General features: G+C 62.9%; 15 protein-coding genes and 1 tRNA gene. 9 read left to right on the forward strand and 7 right to left on the reverse strand.

Annotated elements, in window-relative coordinates:
• Nucleotides 1-75: 75 nt before the first annotated feature.
• The 4 genes from AC5WNI_RS14125 to AC5WNI_RS14140 all read right to left on the reverse strand — a co-directional run bounded on the left by AC5WNI_RS14125 (nucleotide 76) and on the right by AC5WNI_RS14140 (nucleotide 4,805).
• The gene (locus AC5WNI_RS14125) at nucleotides 76-2,232 is read right to left on the reverse strand and encodes a transglutaminase TgpA family protein (protein WP_175089207.1); all 2,157 of its coding nucleotides are present in this window, start codon (nucleotides 2,230-2,232) and stop codon (nucleotides 76-78) included.
• On the reverse strand, nucleotides 2,229-3,248 hold the full coding sequence (locus AC5WNI_RS14130) for a DUF58 domain-containing protein (RefSeq protein ID WP_175089206.1): 1,020 nt from the start codon (nucleotides 3,246-3,248) through the stop codon (nucleotides 2,229-2,231). Before AC5WNI_RS14130 ends, AC5WNI_RS14125 begins: the two co-directional genes overlap by 4 nt.
• Complete coding sequence (locus tag AC5WNI_RS14135; protein ID WP_175089205.1) at nucleotides 3,245-4,174, reverse strand: AAA family ATPase; 930 nt, start codon at nucleotides 4,172-4,174, stop codon at nucleotides 3,245-3,247. Before AC5WNI_RS14135 ends, AC5WNI_RS14130 begins: the two co-directional genes overlap by 4 nt.
• Nucleotides 4,175-4,292: 118 nt before the next feature.
• A complete protein-coding gene (locus AC5WNI_RS14140; RefSeq protein WP_282627739.1) occupies nucleotides 4,293-4,805 on the reverse strand; it encodes an NUDIX hydrolase in 513 nt (170 codons plus the stop codon).
• Nucleotides 4,806-5,152: 347 nt separating this feature from the next.
• Between AC5WNI_RS14140 and AC5WNI_RS14145 the strand changes: the two genes are divergently transcribed.
• Nucleotides 5,153-5,704: a copper chaperone PCu(A)C gene (locus AC5WNI_RS14145; RefSeq protein WP_175089204.1), complete on the forward strand. Its 552-nt coding sequence runs from the start codon at nucleotides 5,153-5,155 to the stop codon at nucleotides 5,702-5,704.
• Between the two features lie 148 nt (nucleotides 5,705-5,852).
• Here AC5WNI_RS14145 and AC5WNI_RS14150 read toward each other — a convergent pair whose 3' ends face one another.
• Both AC5WNI_RS14150 and AC5WNI_RS14155 read right to left on the reverse strand, forming a co-directional pair.
• Complete coding sequence (locus AC5WNI_RS14150) at nucleotides 5,853-6,464, reverse strand: LysE family translocator (RefSeq protein WP_175089309.1); 612 nt, start codon at nucleotides 6,462-6,464, stop codon at nucleotides 5,853-5,855.
• A 1,296-nt stretch (nucleotides 6,465-7,760) separates the two neighbouring features.
• A tRNA-Leu gene (locus AC5WNI_RS14155) sits at nucleotides 7,761-7,846 on the reverse strand.
• A gap of 408 nt (nucleotides 7,847-8,254) precedes the next feature.
• On the opposite strand from AC5WNI_RS14155, the gene queA reads away from it, so the two are divergent.
• The 5 genes from queA (at nucleotide 8,255) to secF (ending at nucleotide 13,889) form a co-directional block, all read left to right on the forward strand.
• Nucleotides 8,255-9,286, forward strand: coding sequence for a tRNA preQ1(34) S-adenosylmethionine ribosyltransferase-isomerase QueA (gene queA / locus AC5WNI_RS14160; RefSeq protein WP_107336757.1), 1,032 nt, complete (start codon nucleotides 8,255-8,257; stop codon nucleotides 9,284-9,286).
• A 179-nt stretch (nucleotides 9,287-9,465) separates the two neighbouring features.
• Nucleotides 9,466-10,584: a tRNA guanosine(34) transglycosylase Tgt gene (gene tgt, locus AC5WNI_RS14165; protein WP_438940917.1), complete on the forward strand. Its 1,119-nt coding sequence runs from the start codon at nucleotides 9,466-9,468 to the stop codon at nucleotides 10,582-10,584.
• Nucleotides 10,585-10,714: 130 nt separating this feature from the next.
• Nucleotides 10,715-11,050 (forward strand): preprotein translocase subunit YajC, encoded by a 336-nt coding sequence (gene yajC / locus AC5WNI_RS14170; protein ID WP_153636512.1) that lies wholly within the window; start codon nucleotides 10,715-10,717, stop codon nucleotides 11,048-11,050.
• A gap of 70 nt (nucleotides 11,051-11,120) precedes the next feature.
• Nucleotides 11,121-12,971, forward strand: coding sequence for a protein translocase subunit SecD (gene secD / locus AC5WNI_RS14175; RefSeq protein WP_175089148.1), 1,851 nt, complete (start codon nucleotides 11,121-11,123; stop codon nucleotides 12,969-12,971).
• Between the two features lie 12 nt (nucleotides 12,972-12,983).
• The gene (secF, locus tag AC5WNI_RS14180; RefSeq protein WP_175089147.1) at nucleotides 12,984-13,889 is read left to right on the forward strand and encodes a protein translocase subunit SecF; all 906 of its coding nucleotides are present in this window, start codon (nucleotides 12,984-12,986) and stop codon (nucleotides 13,887-13,889) included.
• Between the two features lie 138 nt (nucleotides 13,890-14,027).
• On the opposite strand, the gene AC5WNI_RS14185 is transcribed toward secF, so the two are convergent.
• A complete protein-coding gene (locus AC5WNI_RS14185) occupies nucleotides 14,028-14,822 on the reverse strand; it encodes an inositol monophosphatase family protein (protein WP_043333816.1) in 795 nt (264 codons plus the stop codon).
• A 505-nt stretch (nucleotides 14,823-15,327) separates the two neighbouring features.
• Here AC5WNI_RS14185 and AC5WNI_RS14190 point away from each other — a divergent pair.
• The 3 genes from AC5WNI_RS14190 (at nucleotide 15,328) to iscR (ending at nucleotide 17,710) form a co-directional block, all read left to right on the forward strand.
• Nucleotides 15,328-16,125 carry an RNA methyltransferase gene (locus AC5WNI_RS14190; protein ID WP_175089146.1) on the forward strand — a complete coding sequence of 266 codons (798 nt, stop codon included), beginning with the start codon at nucleotides 15,328-15,330 and terminating at the stop codon, nucleotides 16,123-16,125.
• 9 nt (nucleotides 16,126-16,134) lie between these two features.
• A complete protein-coding gene (cysE, locus tag AC5WNI_RS14195) occupies nucleotides 16,135-17,094 on the forward strand; it encodes a serine O-acetyltransferase (RefSeq protein WP_285461619.1) in 960 nt (319 codons plus the stop codon).
• 142 nt (nucleotides 17,095-17,236) lie between these two features.
• The gene (gene iscR, locus AC5WNI_RS14200; protein ID WP_175089144.1) at nucleotides 17,237-17,710 is read left to right on the forward strand and encodes a Fe-S cluster assembly transcriptional regulator IscR; all 474 of its coding nucleotides are present in this window, start codon (nucleotides 17,237-17,239) and stop codon (nucleotides 17,708-17,710) included.
• Nucleotides 17,711-17,748 lie beyond the last annotated feature (38 nt).

Below are 17,748 nucleotides of genomic sequence, written 5' to 3' on the forward strand. Positions count from 1 at the left end.
ATGAGAGTGAGACCTCTAATCACAAAAAACCTTTATCAATCAGTTACTCACTCTCATAAAAGTCGTCATTCCACTTTAGTGAATCTTGCGAGACTGAGCAGACCACTGGCGCCGGATACTACGCAAGGGTGGTGATTGATCATGAGGGCTCGCTAATACCGTAGCATCGTTGTAAAGCCATTGTTCAATCAAATCTGCCAAATGTAACAATGCTTTTACATTTTGCGGTTGCTGCTGGGCAATACGGCGCAAGTGACTGCCGGGCGCCTCGCCCACGTAGGGGCCATGGCCCGTACGCTCCAGCCGCTTCACCAACCTGCGGTAGGCCCGCACACCTGCGTGCGCTGACACCTCACGACCTGACCACAGCACCAGTGCCACGCCTGCCAGCACCACACAGGCCAGCAGCCCGAGCACACCCCAGACAAGCCACTCCCAGCGGAAGTCACCAAACAGTCGCTTCCAGAGATTACGCTGCTCATCGAGACGGAACCCCACCACACTGCGTTGCCAGCGATATTCGAAACGCTCCCACTGCCGTCTCAGATCACTGAGCAATGAATTATTCAGCGTGAAAGCGCGCAAACCAGCATCGGCCATGAAGCCCGGCTGCCCCTGCAGGCTCAGCGCCCCCTGTGAGATTCGCTCGGGAGCCACTGCCGCGGTGGGATCAAATCGATGCCAGCGGCCGGCATGGAACACCTCGACCCAGGCGTGAGCGTCATATTGGCGAATGCTCAATTCCTGCGGCCCACCGATGCCATCGCCTTGTGCCTCGCCGCCCAGGTAACCCGCGACCATACGCGCCGGCAGTCCGGCAGCGCGCGCCAGAAAAACGCTGCTAGAGGCGTAATGGGTGCAATAGCCCTGCAAGCTGTCGAACAGGAAATCATCGACACGGCTGAGCCCCTCGAGACGCGGTGGCGTCAAGGTGTAGTGGAAAGGCTGGCGATTGAAATACTGGAAAAGGCGTTGCAGGAAGATCTGAGGGTTTCCCCCCGACTCCCGCATCAGATCGCGAGCAAACTCACGGGCACGCGGGTTGCCATCATCGGGCAACAGTTGATCAAGGCGCTGCATCCATTGCGGGGCCGCTGTCGGCGGCGCGCCGGTGGAAGACATCTCCAGCAACTCGCGGGTATTGAGCGACGCCAGCCCTTCAAGGGTGCCGTCAATCAGGTAGCGGGCCTCACGACTGGTCGTCAATGGCGCACCGAGACTCGGCCGCCAGGGGCGCGGGTCCGGCTCCAGCAGCAGCTCATAGCGATGACGTGCGGTCTCCCCTTCCCTGCGCGTCCCGCGCTGAACGTAGCGCTCGGTCGGCCCGCCCAGCGCCTCCTGAAAACGCTCCGGCGTGGCACGCGACCAGCGCACGCCATCAAACAGGCTCAGGGTATACACACGCCAGTAGCGCTGGGAGGCCGCAGGCAGTCCGTTGTCGAAACGCGCCCGAAACGCCAGGGCGTCACTGCGACCCAGAGCGGCGATATCGCCGGGAGAGACACTGTCGGTAAGCCCCGTGGTGGCCTCGTTGAGCTGCGGCACGTTCCACAGCGGCGGCAAGCGAGGAAAGAGCACGAACAAGCCCAGCATCAGCGGCAGGGACAGCCCCATCAGCCAGGCCGTCTCCCGCATGGCCTCACGACGCTCGCGTGCACCGGCGATCAATACCAGCCCGCCGACCAGCCACGCCGCAGCCATGACCGAGGCCGCCGCCATCAAGGGCCCCTGGTCGTGCAGGAAGGCTGCCGCCAGCACCACGAAACCCAGCCCGCAGACCACTCGACCGTCCCGCAGACTGTCCGTCTCCAGCAGCTTGAGCAGATAGATGCCGACCAGCAGGCCGATCATCGCCTCCAGGCGCAGTATCTGGCCGTATTCGAGAAACAGGCCCGCCGCGACCATGGCCACCGCCGCCAGTCGCAACAGGATGCCAGCGCGCGGAACTCGCGCCCGGAGTTGCTGAAAGCGCCACAACGCCGCCAGCAAGGCCGGCAAGGCAAGCCACACCGGCATCCACAGCACATGCAGCGCCAGCACCAGACACTGGCCGATGAACAGGTGGCGCAGCTCCAGCCAGCCCAGCGACTGATCAGGCGTCAGCGATTTGCGCTGCCACCAGCGTCGTCTGGCGCTGGAGGAAGTAGAAGATGCGCCACGGGAAAGCTCGTCCTTTGAGGAGCGGCCCAAGGAGGCACGTCCCGGGGAAGCCTTGGCTGTCGACAGGCTCATGCGCTGCCCTCCTGACTCAAGGGACGACTCGCGCCGGCTCGCTCGGCGGCCTCACTGGCCGCCAGCTGGGCGGACCAAGGCAACTTTCGCTCGCCGCCGAACAGCGTCAACGCCTCAAGCACTCGACGGCGATGCGCCCCGCCACTGGCGATGGCCAATGTCTGCCCCGGCAGCCGCAGACCATAGGTCGCCTGGGCACCTTCCGCCTCCAGCACGCGCGCCGTCAGCTCCGATAGCCGCTGCTCCATGTCGCCACGACAGGCCTCGTAATCCAGCCACAGCGAGGGACGCGTAGGCGTCTCGAAGCGCTTGGTGACCAACTCTCCGCTGCGCCCCCAGTGCTTCCAGGCGATATGCGCTGGCGCATCACCCGGCACATAGCGGCGCAGCCCGGCGAAATCGCCCTGCTCTATCTGTTCGAGCGTACGACGACTGCCCTGCGGGATGGAGGGAAGCTCCGGTTGTGGATAGACGAGGACCGGCGTGTCGATCGCGACCCAGGCCCACAGGCGCACCAGTCCCAATGGCCAGCGCGACTCCAGCGTCAGTGTCGGCAATGAGAACTGGCCACGCTGGAAGGCTGCCAGCTCCAGCGGCGCGCTGCCTTCGCCGTCATGGATCTCGAGTCGCTGGCGCGCCTCTCCCAGCCGCACATCGATGGCATGTGAGCGAACCCGTCCGGTGAGGCGCACCATGACGCGCAACGTATTGCCCGCAAATGCCTCGCCATCGGCGATCAGCTGCACTCGCACGCCCGCCAGATTGCGCCAGCTGCGAAAGATGCTGACCACTGCCACGGCGAACAACCAGAAGGACAGGCCATGCGCCAGCGAGTTCTCGTAATTGATACCCAACAGCAGCAGCAGGATTACCAGCACCGCCCAGTACAGCCCGAAGGGCGTCGGCAAGATCATCAAGCGTGCGTGATGAAGCGCCTCGCCTCCGCCAATCGACATCTTGCGCAGCAGGCGGGCTTTCACCCGCGTCCATGCGCCGGGCTTCGCCACCTGGGTCATGCAGGCACCACCGCCACCTGCCCGAGCAGATGGCGCGCCACGGCCTCACCCTCAGCAACACTGCCTTCGCTGAGGCGGTGCCCCACGACGGGCGCCCAGACCGCTTGCACATCCTCCGGCAGCACATAGTCACGTCCTGCCAGCAGTGCCCAGCCACGCGCAGCACTGGCCAGCGCCAGCACCCCGCGCGTCGAGAGACCATAGGCCACTTCCGGCGAGCTGCGCGTCGCCGCCACCAGCGCCTGCAGATAATCCAGCAGCGGGTCAGACAGCCGTACACGGTCCACGGCTGCCTGCCACTCATTGAGCACCGAGACAGGCAACAAGGGTCGCAGCGCCTCGATATGCTGACGCCCGGCATTGCCCTTGAGAATCTCGCGCTCGGCAGCGGGCTCCGGGTAGCCCAATGACAGCCGCATCAGGAAGCGGTCCAGCTGGGACTCCGGCAGCGGGAAGGTACCGGATTGCTGGAGCGGATTCTGGGTCGCGATCACGAAGAACGGTTCTGGCAGGCGACGGGTCTCGCCCTCCACCGTCACCTGACGCTCTTCCATCGCCTCCAGCAACGCGCTCTGCGTCTTGGGCGTGGCACGGTTGATCTCATCCGCCAGCACCAGCGAGTGGAACACCGGGCCGGGGTGAAAACGGAAGTTGCCCTCACGCGGGTCGAATACCGACACGCCGAGTATGTCTGCGGGCAACAGATCACTGGTGAACTGCACCCGCTGCATATCCGCTCCGATCAGACGCGCCAGCCCCTGGGCGAGGGTCGTCTTGCCCAGCCCGGGCAAATCCTCGATCAGAACATGACCACGACACAGTAGACAACAGAGCGCCAGACGGATCTGGCGCGGCTTGCCCGCCAGCACCGTCGACAATGCGGCTTCCACCTCTTCCAGCTGCTGTGGCGATACCTTGGCATTCATGCAAAGACTCCAGAACAAAGTGGGGAGGAGGAGAGGCGGCCATCAAGATGGGCAGCACACGCCAGATGACGCAGGGGCAGCGGCGTTGCTGCACAGGCTCGACAGGGAAAAGCGGAGATCATCGGCTCAGGCTCTCACTCAGAAAGCCTTCATGAATCAGGCGCTCAAGGGCCATACGGCTATCAGGCGTTGAAGGATGCAACGCAAGCGCATCGGCAGGCGTGACCCAGAAGGCATCTGCCACTTCTTCCGCCTGCAGCGTCAACGGGCCATCGTAATGCACCAGATATGTACTGCCGAAGACATGGTTAGTCGCGTCGGTGTAGCAGAAGTCGAAACAATGCTTGAGCGGCGCACCGCGCACGCCTATCTCTTCCTCCAGCTCGCGACGGGCAGCCACCTGCACGGCTTCACCAGCCCCGACAACCCCTCCACTGGCGAGGTCGAAATAGCCAGGGAACACTTCCTTGCTCAGGGTACGCTTCTGGATGCACAGTTCACCGCGGCCATTGAGCACGAAGGCATAGGTCGCACGATGCCAATAGCGGTAGCGTCGCATCAAGCGACGCGGTGCCGTGCCACAAGGGCGATTCTGTGCATCGACCAGCTGAATGATTTCGTCCTGGATCACCGTTCCCTGTTCCTTGCCTGTCCTTGAGTCACTTCGATAGCCACCCGCGACGACCAACACCGCCAGATGGCATCGACCAATGCGTCCCACGGTAGCAGAATGCGACGAAGCTGCCTTCAACTGCGGCCCGGACACCTGCCTTCACACCCGGGCAACAGGTGACGCTCGCATTCGGGCAAACCACCTAAAACAGAACCCTCTGCACCAGCCTCTGCACCAGCCTCTGCGCCAGCCTCTGCACTAGCCTCTACACTAGAGGCCATCGACGTCAGAAAACACCACGCTGGCATCATGGACCGGCCCCAGGGTCATTCTCTTTACACGCCGAAACAGGAGATGCGCACGGCATGAGGCAACCTCATAAGGGACATGGCGCGCCGCGCCGCGCCGGACAGATATCGGCTGGCCTGACCGCCCTTCGCACCATCGCCACTACCGCCAGCAGATGGCTGGCGACGCTGACCCTGCTCTCCTTTGCCACCGTTCACGCCTCAGCGCAGGAGACCCCGTCCGCCGCTCCCCATGTCGAGCAAGCCTTCGCGCTACCGACGCCACCGGGTGCCACGACCGGGGCCGTCTACCTGACACTCTCGATCACAAAGGGCGATACCGTGCTGACAGGCGCGAGCACGCCGATGGCCGCCACGGTCGAATTGCACAGCATGCAAGTCACGCAAGAGCGCATGCAGATGCACAGAATCGAGCAACTGGCGATTTCCTCTGACGCGCCGCTGACGATGGCTCCCGGCAGCGGCCCCCATCTGATGCTGATCGGGCTGACGCAACCACTCACTGCAGGCGACAAGCTGCCGCTGACGCTGCATTTCCTGGCGAGACCTGACACGAGCCTTGAGGTCTCGATCAAGGACTACGCCGAGATGATGTCGCTCAGTGAGTAACGCCATCGGTGCATACGCCTCTATCGACAAACCCCTCTATCTACAAGCGCCCCAACCCGCGAAACGCGCATGCAAAACGGCCCTGACACAAGGTGCCAGGGCCGTTTTCTCAAGAAGCGCCAGATCCTCACCGGGCTGACAGGCTGTCTCAAAGCCCCCAGACCACCCGCAACGCCAGCCCCAGCAACACCACGCCCGTCAGACGATTGATCCACACCGCGCGCGCCTGCAACCAGGGCAGCACCCGCGAGTGCGACAGCACCAGTGCCACCAGCACATACCAGAGCCCGTCGATGCCCATGGCCGTCACGACGACCAGCCACTTGCCCAACTCGCTCATCTCCGGCGTGATCAACTGACTGAGCAGCGCCACGAAGAACAGAATCAACTTGGGGTTGGCCAGCGCCACCATGAAACCATCGCGAATCGCCATGGAGCGGGACGTGGTGACGGCCTGCGCCTCCAGCGCTCCGCCTCGGCCCGCCCGCAGCGCCTTGATCCCCAACCAGGCCAGATAGGCTGCCCCCAGCAGCATGATCGCCTGGAAGACGCCCGGATAATGAACGATCAAGGCGCCGAGCCCCCAGGCAGTCAGCGCGGCGTACAACCCGACTCCCAGCGCATGACTGATACCGGCGGCAACCCCCGCACTCCTGCCGCCACCCAGGGTATGGCGCAGTACCATCGCCAGACTCGGCCCGGGCGACATCGCCCCCATCGCGCATAGCGCAACCAGTGACAACCACAGATTCAGCGGCATCCAATGCATGAAGGTCATTCCATGTTCCAGACAATTGATGAAAGCGACACAACGCCGACCACGGGCAAACACCTGAAGGTATCACCTGACAGTAACCTGGCGCTCGCGGTGTGGCCCGCTCTACCCATCCTGCGTTGCTGACGGGATACGAGCATCGGACGCATACAACTCCCACCAAGTCTTCGGGTAGACGCGGTCGAGTGTATCAAGCGCCATGATGATGGGGCAGCAGGCCGTATGAACGACCTGGACATGCCCCTCACGACGGGTGTCACACGAACTGGTCAGCCCGCCCTCGAAGGCGGCCGTCGTGCATGGATTTATATGAGAACATAATAAAGTACAGAATTTTACACATCTGAAAACTTGTGCAACAGATTGGGAGTTGTACAAGTTCATGATAAAAAGTAACGTTTGTACCGCTGCTCAGGAAGAGCGGCAGGTTCAGCGTAGTGACAGGCCCTGTCAAAGGATGACGCGCAAGCTTGGGACTTCGCTCCCGGCCAGGAAGATTCGTAAGCCTGAGCGGGTAGGTTTACGAATCTTCATGACTGGCAAGCCTGCGAGCTCAGGGAAAGAGAACACTACGCTGAATGACACCGAATTCAGTCAGTTTCTGAAGGTGTACAAGATTCTTGCGGGTCAGTAGCGCCCGATCGCTGCTCAGGAAGAGCGGCAGGTTCAGCGTAGTGACGGGCCAAGTGCACAGGAAGTGCAGCCAGGGACAGGCCCTGTCAGAGGATGACGCGCAAGCATGGGAAGCTTCACTCCCCGGCCAGCAAGATCCATGAGTCTGAGCGATTGATTCCCGGGCCTTGATGGCTGGCAGGTTTGCGAACTCAAGGAAAGAGACCACTACGCTGCACCTCACCAGATTCAGTCAATTGCTGAGAAGGAGAGGAGACATGGAAGGGAAAGCTCAAGCCGCACTGTGTTGCCCGGCATGATCCAGAACACCGCATCGCACTCCTCGATCCCTCTCTCGCCCGCAACAGCATCTATCGACGCGTAAAGAGCGCTCCACATCAGGCGTGAGCCGCCGTCTGGATACACGAGACACAGGAAAGCCCCGACATTCGTTCGGGGCTTTCCTGTGTCTCGTCCCCTGCCGTCACATACAGAGCAAATACAAGCAGCTGCCATCCCCAGCGCCATGACAGGCGAAGCGTGAAGAGATAAGCAAGGACGGGCATTCGGATCAGGGAGAGACAGACAGAGAGCGAAGAACCACAAGGAAGATGAATCGGTGGGAGCCAGAAACGCAAAAAAGCCGCTCGAAAGCGACTTTTTCAATTCTGGTGCCGGTGGTCGGACTCGAACCGACACGCCTATTAAGCGGCGGATTTTGAATCCGCTGCGTCTACCAATTCCGCCACACCGGCAACGGAGCAAAATTATACGGGACATTGCGCCAAGGTCAACGAGTTTTGGCGTCAGATCAGACACATGGAGCGCTTCCTCACACCCCACGCCGCAGCGGGCTGAGACATGCCGCCCGCAAACGGGTCTTCGCGTGGACGATGGCATTGGGTATCATGAGCGGCCTTTTTCGTCTGCCCAGACAGCCAAGGCCTCGAGAGTGTCGCAACTGACTGCCCCACCCGCAGACAGGGAGTCATGCACTCGCGACGAAAGCGCCAGTGTCTCACGGGCGGCATCTCCCCATTGTGCATGTACGCATGCCACGGAGCGCACCACGCGCCTCGTGCTATCAGAGTGTCAGGTTGGCCATGTCACGTATCGATTCCGGTGATGCCTCGGGCGTTGCCACACCTAATGACGCGCGCCCGATGCAGCGCAGCGATTACGATTTCAGTCTGCCGGATGAGCTGATTGCCCGCTATCCGTCAGAGCAGCGCAGCGATTGCCGTCTGCTGCATCTGGATGGCAAGAGCGGCGAGATCGTGCACCGCCGCTTCCCGGATCTGCTCGAGCAGCTGGAACCCGGCGATGTCGTGGTCTTCAACGACACCCGCGTGATCCCCGCGCGCCTGCATGGTCAGAAAGCCTCCGGCGGCAAGATCGAGATGCTGCTGGAGCGCCCGCTGGACGCCCATCGTGGCCTGGCGCACATCCGCTCCAGCAAGTCGCCCAAACCGGGGACCGAGCTGATCTTCGAAGGCGGCATCACGGCCGTGGTCGAAGGCCGTCAGGAGGCACTGTTCGAGCTGCGCTTCCACGGCGAGACGCCGATGATCGAGCTGCTCAACCAGCACGGCCACATGCCGCTGCCGCCTTATATCACTCGGGATGACGAGCTGTCGGATCGCGAGCGCTATCAGACGGTCTATGCCAAGCGCGATGGCGCCGTGGCCGCCCCGACGGCTGGCCTGCACTTCGATGAGCCGATCATGGCCGCCATGGCCGAGAAAGGCATCGAGACCGCCTTCGTCACCCTGCATGTGGGCGCCGGCACCTTCCAGCCGGTACGCGTCGACAGCATTCTCGAGCACCACATGCACAGCGAGTGGATCGAGGTCGGTCAGGAAGCCTGCGACAAGATCGCCCGCGCCCGCGCTGCCGGCCGCCGCGTGGTCGCCGTCGGCACCACCAGCGTGCGCTGCCTCGAGAGCGCCGCCAAGGCCCACGCTGGTGAGCTGGCCCCCTACTCCGGCGACACCGACATCTTCATCTACCCGGGCTACGAGTGGCAGGTGGTGGATCTGTTGATCACCAACTTCCATCTGCCGGAATCGACCCTGCTGATGCTGGTTTCGGCCTTCGCCGGCTACGAGCACACCATGGCGGCCTATCAGGCGGCGGTGGAAGAGCGCTACCAGTTCTTCAGCTATGGCGATGCCATGCTGCTGGAACGCGCCTGAATCCCCTCTTCCGACATGGCCCCGGCATTCGCCGAGGGCCGTGTCATGCGCAGTTAACGCGCCCCGCGCTATGCTGCGGCATAGCGACTTAGTGGCTTGATGACATAGTGGCATCGACACACCAGCTGCGGCCTGTTTCGCCGCCAAGCAAAGAGAGCACCATGCGTAAAGAATGCTTCATGAGCTTTGAAAAGCTCGCGACCGATGGCCGTGCACGTCGTGGCCGCATGACCTTCCCGCGCGGCACCGTGGAGACCCCGGCCTTCATGCCGGTGGGCACCTACGGCACCGTCAAGGGCATGACGCCGGAGTCCATCAAGGACATCGGCGCCGAGATCATCCTCGGCAACACCTTCCACCTGTGGCTGCGCCCGGGAACGGAAGTCATCGAAGCGCATGGCGATCTGCATGACTTCGCGCAGTGGGACAAGCCGATCCTGACCGATTCCGGCGGCTTCCAGGTCTTCTCGCTGGGCAAGACGCGCAAGATCACCGAACAGGGCGTTCACTTCCGCTCACCGGTCGATGGCTCCAAGGTCTTCATGGGCCCGGAAGAATCGATGGCGGTGCAGCGCTCGCTGGGCTCCGACATCGTGATGATCTTCGATGAGTGCACGCCGTATCCGGCCACCCATGATGAAGCGCGCAAGTCGATGGAGATGTCCCTGCGCTGGGCACAGCGCTCCTACGACGCGCATGGCGACTCGCCGTCGGCGCTGTTCGGCATCATCCAGGGCGGCATGTATCCGGACCTGCGCGAGAAGTCCCTCGAGGGCCTCAAGAAGATCGACTTCGACGGCTACGCCATCGGCGGCCTTTCCGTGGGCGAGCCCAAGGACGAGATGATCAAGGTCCTCGACTACCTCCCCGAGTGGATGCCGGAGGACAAGCCGCGCTATCTGATGGGCGTCGGCAAGCCGGAAGACCTGGTCGAGGGCGTGCGGCGTGGCGTCGACATGTTCGATTGCGTGATGCCGACCCGCAACGCGCGCAACGGCCACCTGTTCACGCCGACGGGCACCGTCAAGATCCGCAACGCCGTCCACAAGCATGACACCTCACCGCTGGACCCGGAGTGCGATTGCTACACCTGCACCAATTTCTCGCGCGGTTATCTGCATCACCTTGATCGCTGTGGAGAAATGCTCGGCTCGATGCTCAACACCATCCACAATCTGCGCTACTACCAGACCGTGATGGCTGGTTTGCGCGGTGCAATTGAAGCGGGTACATTGCAGGACTTCGTGGAACAGTTCTATGCCGCGCGCGGCCTGCCGGTGCCGCCGCTGGCCGACTGATCGAGGCGAATGACGACCGGGGGCCAAATCCTCCGGTCGTCTTGATATTCGACTCGAGCCAGACGTGAAGAAGAGCCTGAATCACGCTCATTGCATAACAACAGTTCACTCGTAACCTCTGGAGATACACATGCTGGAATTCCTGATTCCTGCCGCACACGCGGAAGCCGAAGCGGCTGTCGCCGGCGGCGGCGCCATCGGCCAGATCGTCATGCTGGTCGGCTTCGTGGTCATTTTCTATTTCCTGCTCTGGCGTCCGCAGTCCAAGCGCGCCAAGGAACACAAGAATCTGATCAGCAATCTGGCCAAGGGTGACGAAGTCGTCATCGGTGGTGGCCTGGTTGGCCGCATCACCAAGGTCAGCGAGCAGTTCATCACCATGGAGCTGAACGAAGGCAACGAAGTCAACGTGCAGAAGTCTGCCGTGGCTGCAGTCCTGCCGAAGGGCACCATCAAGTCCATCTGATCCCTCCTGCTGCCGGCCCCTGTGCCGGCAGCATGCTTTTCTCTCCCGCTCCACCAAGGACAGGGCTGCCATGCTCAACCGCTATCCGCTTTGGAAGTACCTGGTGATCTGCCTGGTACTTGCCGTCGGCGTGATCTACGCATTGCCGAATCTCTACCCCGAAGACCCGGCCGTGCAGATCAGTGCCGCCAGCGGCGCCGAGGCCATCGACCAGCAAGACCTCGATCGCGCCACCAGTGCCCTCGAAAACGCCGGCATCACGCCCAAGTCCGGGGAACTCAACGGTTCCACCGGCCTGATTCGCCTTACCAGCAACGACCAGCAGCTGCGCGCCAAGGAACTGATCAGCGAGACACTCGGCGATGACGCCATCGTCGCGCTGAACCTGGCCGATGCCACGCCGTCGTGGCTGGCCAGCCTCGGTGCCTCACCGATGAAGCTGGGCCTTGACCTGCGTGGCGGTGTCCACTTCCAGCTGGAAGTCGACATGGACGCCGCGGTCAAGCAGCGCCTGGAAGTCAACGCCAGTGCCATCAAGGAAACCCTGCGCGAGGAGCGTATTCGCTACCGCGGCAGCGAAGTCGACGACGGCACCCTGAGCCTGACGTTCTCCGATGAGGAAGACCGTTCGAAGGCGCGCTCACTGATCTCGCGCGACTTCCAGAACTTCGAATACGACGAGCGCGATGTCGAGCGTGGGGCCGTACTGGATCTCACCCTGACCGCCGCCGCCGTCAAGGAGATTCAGGATTACGCGGTCAATCAGAACCTGACCACGATCCGCAATCGCGTCAACGAGCTGGGCGTGTCCGAGCCGCTGGTTCAGCGCCAGGGCCCGAACCGCATCGTGGTCGAGCTGCCGGGCGTGCAGGACACGGCCGCCGCCAAGCGCGTACTGGGTGCCACCGCCAACCTCGAATTCCGTCTCGAAGCGGCCAGCGACACGCCGGCCAGCGAGATGGAGAGCTTCGCGTTCCGCAACCAGCCGAGCCGCACCGCCAACATCATGAAGGACGTGATCATCAGCGGTGACAGCGTCTCCAGCGCCAGCACCAGCTTCGATGAAAGCGGCCGTCCGCAGGTCAATATCAACCTGGACGGCACCGGTGGCTCGATCATGAACCGCGTCACGCGTGCCGCGATCGGCCGCAACATGGCGGTACTGTTCATCGAGCACAAGACCCGCACGCGCACCGTGATGGAAAACGGCGAGAAGGTCGAGAAGCGCATTCCGTACACCGAGAAGGGGCTGATCAGTCTGGCAACCATCCAGAGTGCGCTGGGCAACAGCTTCCGCATCACCGGCCTCGACTCGCCGACGGAAGCCAAGGAGCTGTCGCTGCTGCTACGCTCCGGCTCATTGGCCGCGCCGATCTACTTCGTGCAGGAACGCACCATCGGCCCGAGCCTCGGTGCCGAGAACATCTCGCGCGGCATCCTGTCCGTCGAGCTGGGCCTGCTGCTGGTCGTGCTGTTCATGCTGGCGCGCTACAAGGCCTTCGGTGTCGTCGCCAACGTGGCCCTGACCGCCAACCTGGCGATCCTGATTGCCGCGATGTCGATGCTGGGCGCCACCCTGACCCTGCCGGGTATCGCCGGTATCGTGCTGACGCTGGGCATGGCGGTGGATGCCAACGTGCTGATCTTCGAGCGTATCCGCGAGGAAATGCGCTCCAGGATGCCGCTGCATCAAGCCGTGCATACCGGCTTCGAGCGCGCCTTCACCTCCATCGTCGATGCCAACATCACCACCCTGCTGGTCGCGGTGATCCTGTTCTCCATCGGCAGTGGCCCGGTCAAGGGCTTCGCGGTGACGCTGTCCATCGGCATCCTGACGTCGATGTTCACGGCGATCATGGTCTCGCGCGGCATCATCAATCTTGCCATTGGCGGCAAGACACTCAAGAAACTCTGGATCTGAGGGGCCATCGTGATGCGACAGTTTGACTTCATGAGCAAGCGGCGCGCGGCCTTCATCGTCTCCATCGTGCTGACGATCGTGGCCATTGGCGCCCTTGTGATTCATGGCCTGAACCTGGGCCTCGATTTTACCGGCGGCACCCTGGTGGAAGTGAAATACCAGACAGCGCCGGCACTGGAAAGCGTGCGCCAGACACTGGAAGCCGCCGGCTACAAGGATGTCTCGGTCCAGACCTTCGGTGCCAGCAACGAGATTCTGGTGCGTCTGCAGCAGAGCTTCGAAGCCGGCATCGGCAATGACATCGTGGCGCATCTGCAGGCCACCGGTGACAGCGTCAACCTGATCCGCGCCGAGTTCGTCGGTGCCCAGGTCGGTGATCAGCTGCGCGATCAGTCCGGTCTCGGCATGCTGCTCGCCCTGGCCGTGGTGATGGTCTATGTGGCCTTCCGCTTCCAGTACAAGTTCGCCCTCGGTGCACTCATCTCGCTGGGTCACGACGTCATCATCCTGCTGGGCATCTTCGCCCTGTTCGGACTCGACTTCGACCTGACGGTACTGGCCGCGGTGCTGGCCGTGATCGGCTACTCATTGAACGACACCATCATCGTCTACGACCGCATTCGCGAGAACATCCGCAAATCGCGTATCGATGACATGCCGTCGATCTTCAATGACGCCATCAACGCGACGCTGTCACGCACGCTGTCCACCTCCGGCACCACCTTGCTGGTGCTGCTGGCGCTGTATTTCCTCGGCGGTGACATGATCCACAACTTCGCCATCGCACTGATCATCGGTGTGGTCGCGGGGACCTTCTCGTCCATCTACGTGGCAGCGGCGCTGTTGCTGGTGGTCGGCCTGAAGCGTGTGGATCTGATCCCCCCGCCCAAGGAGCAGTTCGAGGACGGCGCGCCGTAAGCGTCTCGCTCCTCCATCAGAGACAGACCGCCAGGCACGGATCGCCAGGCACAAAAAAACCCCACCTCATGCGAGGTGGGGTTTTTTCGTTCTCCAGACGGCCCCGAAGGCTGTCAGGTCACGTCGTCTTGCAGGGGCTTACAGGTGCGGCTGCATGGTCTGCGCCAGCGCCTTGTACAGACGCGCGCCAGCGGCCATCAGGGTGCCTTCGGCAACCACGACCGGCGTGCCGTCGGCACTGCCTGCCAGTGCGCCACATTCCTTCAGGAACAGGCTGACGATCTCGCTGTCACCGGCATCCAGACCCAGCACATAGACGGCGTCGACACGGCCGGAGGCCAGCTCGAGCACGTCCAGTAGCGCACAACCGCTGGTGCGCAGCATCTCGACCTGCGGGCCGACCTGCTGAACGATGGAGAGGTAGGTCGGCAGGTGACGCGGACGCTGCCAGCTTTCCGGCAGGCCCATCGCCAGACGCGCACCTTCGATGGAGGTGGCGTTGGTCACGCGGATACGGTGACCGGAGTGCTGGGCACCACGACCGCGGCTGACGATATACTCTTCGTCAGTGAACGGTGCGATGACCACGGCGTGCTCGGCACGGCCCTTGAACAGGCAGACCACGGACAGCGCGAAGCCGGAGGCTGCGGATGCCAGGTTGGAGTAACCGTGCACCGGCTCGATGCGCCAGTGGTAGTCAGAGCCCTGACCTTCACCATCGCGATGGTCGGTATAACGGCCGGAGAGACCGTGTTGCGGATAACCGCGCTCCAGCTGACGCACGATGTGCGCTTCGGCGCGACGTGCAGTGTCTGCAATGAAGGTGTCGAGATCGTTGTCGCCACGGGCGACTTCGATACGTTCACGAGCACGGACGAACTGCTCTGCGGCACCGCGTGCAGCACGCAGCGCAAATTGGACCATCGGATGCATGATCAAGGCCTTGACGAGTCGGGAGCTGTTAAAGAACGGGTGCCACGGCGCGTGAGATATCAACGCGGCGCAACACGGATCGAGCGAAACTGGGTGCAATCGGATCAGGTGGTCATGTAGCCCGCACAGGAATCCTGATACGGCGCGGGGCGCGCTGCATAGTGCAATGTATGCAGGCTGCCAGCCGCCACAGCACGTGGCGCCAGCGAGGGCGAACACATGTTGCGACATGACGGGATGGCGTAGTCTACCAGAGCTCGGCTCGAGCTGCCATTGCCTGCGGCCACCCTCTGCCTGCACGTCGCCTCCCTGCGCCCTGCCCGCGCGCGCCTCCCTCGCGCCGCGCTTGCCCTCAACACCGGCGGGAAACTGCTCCCTGACGCGGCTTCATGCTAGGATACCGGGTCCTGACGCGCGATTTATCGCTGAGTCTGCGTATGCGGATCACACACTGCGCCAGCCGCGTCGACCGACCCGCCCTTCAATTGCTATCCTGGAAGTCCTCATGCTTGAACGTCTGCGCATTGTCCTGATTGGCACCAGCCACCCCGGCAACATTGGTGGTGCAGCCCGCGCCATGCTCAATATGGGCCTGGCCGATCTCGCACTGGTCGCGCCGCGATGTCAGGTGCAATGCCAGGAATCCGCCTCACGCGCCTCGGGTGCCGATGCACTCGTCGCCAGCGCCTCGGTGCACGAGACGCTGGAAGAGGCCGTGGCGGATTGCAGCCTGGTGGTCGGCTGCAGCGCACGTTCGCGCAACCTGCCGTGGCCGATGATCACGCCGCGCGCCTTCGCAGCCACCCTGGCAGATGAAACCCGCCTGCCGGATGCCCGCGTGGCCATCGTCTTCGGCCGCGAGGATTCCGGGCTCTCCAATGAAGAGCTGCAGCGCTGTCACCGTCACGTGCACATCCCGACCAATCCGGATTTCAGCTCGCTGAATCTGGCCGCGGCGGTGCAGGTGCTGGCCTATGAGTGCCGCCAGGCGTGGCTGGCCGACCAGGAAGCCGCCGGCGAGACGCCGCGTGCCGAGGATGACCAGCCGTTCGGTATCGACTGGGACAGCCCGCTGGCCAGCCATGCCGACCTCGAGCGCCTGTTCGAGCATCTCGAGAAGACACTTATCAGCGTCGACTTCCTCGATCCGGAACAGCCGCGCCAGTTGATGGCACGCCTGCGTCGCCTCTATCTGCGCGCACGTCCGGACAGCATGGAAATCAACATTCTGCGCGGCATTCTTTCCGCGGTGGACAAGCAGGTTCGCCTGGCACAAGCCGACACGGCCAACCGCACTTCCTGAGGACACGCCATGTTCACTCGACTGCGTGAAGACATCGATAGCGTGTTTGCCCGTGATCCGGCGGCGCGCAACTTCTTTGAAGTCCTGACCAACTATCCGGGCCTGCATGCACTGGTGGCCCATCGCATCAATCACTGGCTATGGCGCCACAACGCCAAATGGCTGGCGCGCACCGGCTCGACCCTGATGCGCTGGTTGACCGGCATCGAGATCCACCCGGGCGCCACCATCGGTCGCCGCTTCTTCATCGACCACGGCATGGGCGTCGTGATCGGCGAGACTGCCCTGATCGGCGATGACGTGACCCTCTATCACGGCGTCACTCTCGGCGGCACCACCTGGAACGCCGGCAAGCGCCACCCGACCCTCGGCGACGGTGTCATCGTCGGTGCCGGTGCCAAGATTCTCGGCCCGTTCACCGTCGGTGCCGGCGCCAAGGTCGGCTCCAATGCCGTGGTCACGCGTGAAGTGCCTGCCGGTGCCACCGTCGTCGGCATTCCCGGCAAGATCGTCAAGCGCGCCGAGCCGGATGTGGCGGAGGAGCCGTCGGTCGACCCGGAAAGCCGCGAGGCCATGAAGGAGAAGTTCGGCTTTGACGCCTATGGCATGGGCCAGGACATGCCCGACCCGGTCGCGCGCTCCATGCATGCGATGCTCGATCACATGCATGCCGTGGACAAGCGCATCGAACAGATGTGCGGCACGCTGCGCAAGCTGGATGCCAGCTATCGCGCCGGGCGCCTGCCCGAGCTCGACGATGCCGACTTCGCCCAGCTGATCGATGAACTAGGGCCCTGCGGTGGCGAGACGGCCGTCGCTGACGTGGCCGCGGCCCAGGGCAGCACCTCGCCCAAGGCTCGGGCAGCCTCCAGTTCCGAGCAGACCTCGACCCAAGGGTCATCGACTGGGCACTCGCCGACCGAGCAGGCAAGCGATACTCAGGAACCCGCCGAACGTCAGCATGGCTAAAGTTGACCAATTCAGTCGGGATTGACCCCGCCAGACCACCCCACCATAATGGGGCGCATTGAGACGCCGTCTCGCCAGAGGCGGCGACTATGCCCGGCCTCGTCCTCAACGTCGCAGGCTCCATCTGCTCACGGACTCTGTCATGCGCCTGACCACCAAGGGACGCTACGCCGTCACCGCGATGCTCGATCTGGCCCTGCATGCCAGCTGCGGCCCGACCTGTCTGGCCGATATTTCCGAACGCCAAGGCATCTCGCTGTCGTATCTGGAGCAACTGTTTGCGCGTCTGCGGCGTGCAGGTCTGGTCAAGAGCGTGCGTGGTCCCGGTGGCGGTTATCTACTGGATACCGAACTCGAGACCACCTCGGTGGCGTGCATCATCGACGCCGTCAACGAGTCAGTTGATGCCACACGCTGTCAGGGAATGTCGGACTGTCAGGCCGGTGACACCTGCCTGACGCACCACCTGTGGTGTGATCTGTCCGACGAGATCCACGGCTTCCTCGACGGCATCAGCCTGGCCGACCTGGTCGCGCGCGAAGAGATTCGCCAGATCGCCAGTCGCCAGCGCAAGGCATGCGAGCCGACACCGATCACCGTCATGCAAGGCAGCTGAGCCACGTTTGCCAGGCTGAGCAGGCCAGGCGATGCTCG

Source organism: Cobetia sp. PDI-12MA, assembly GCF_059507695.1.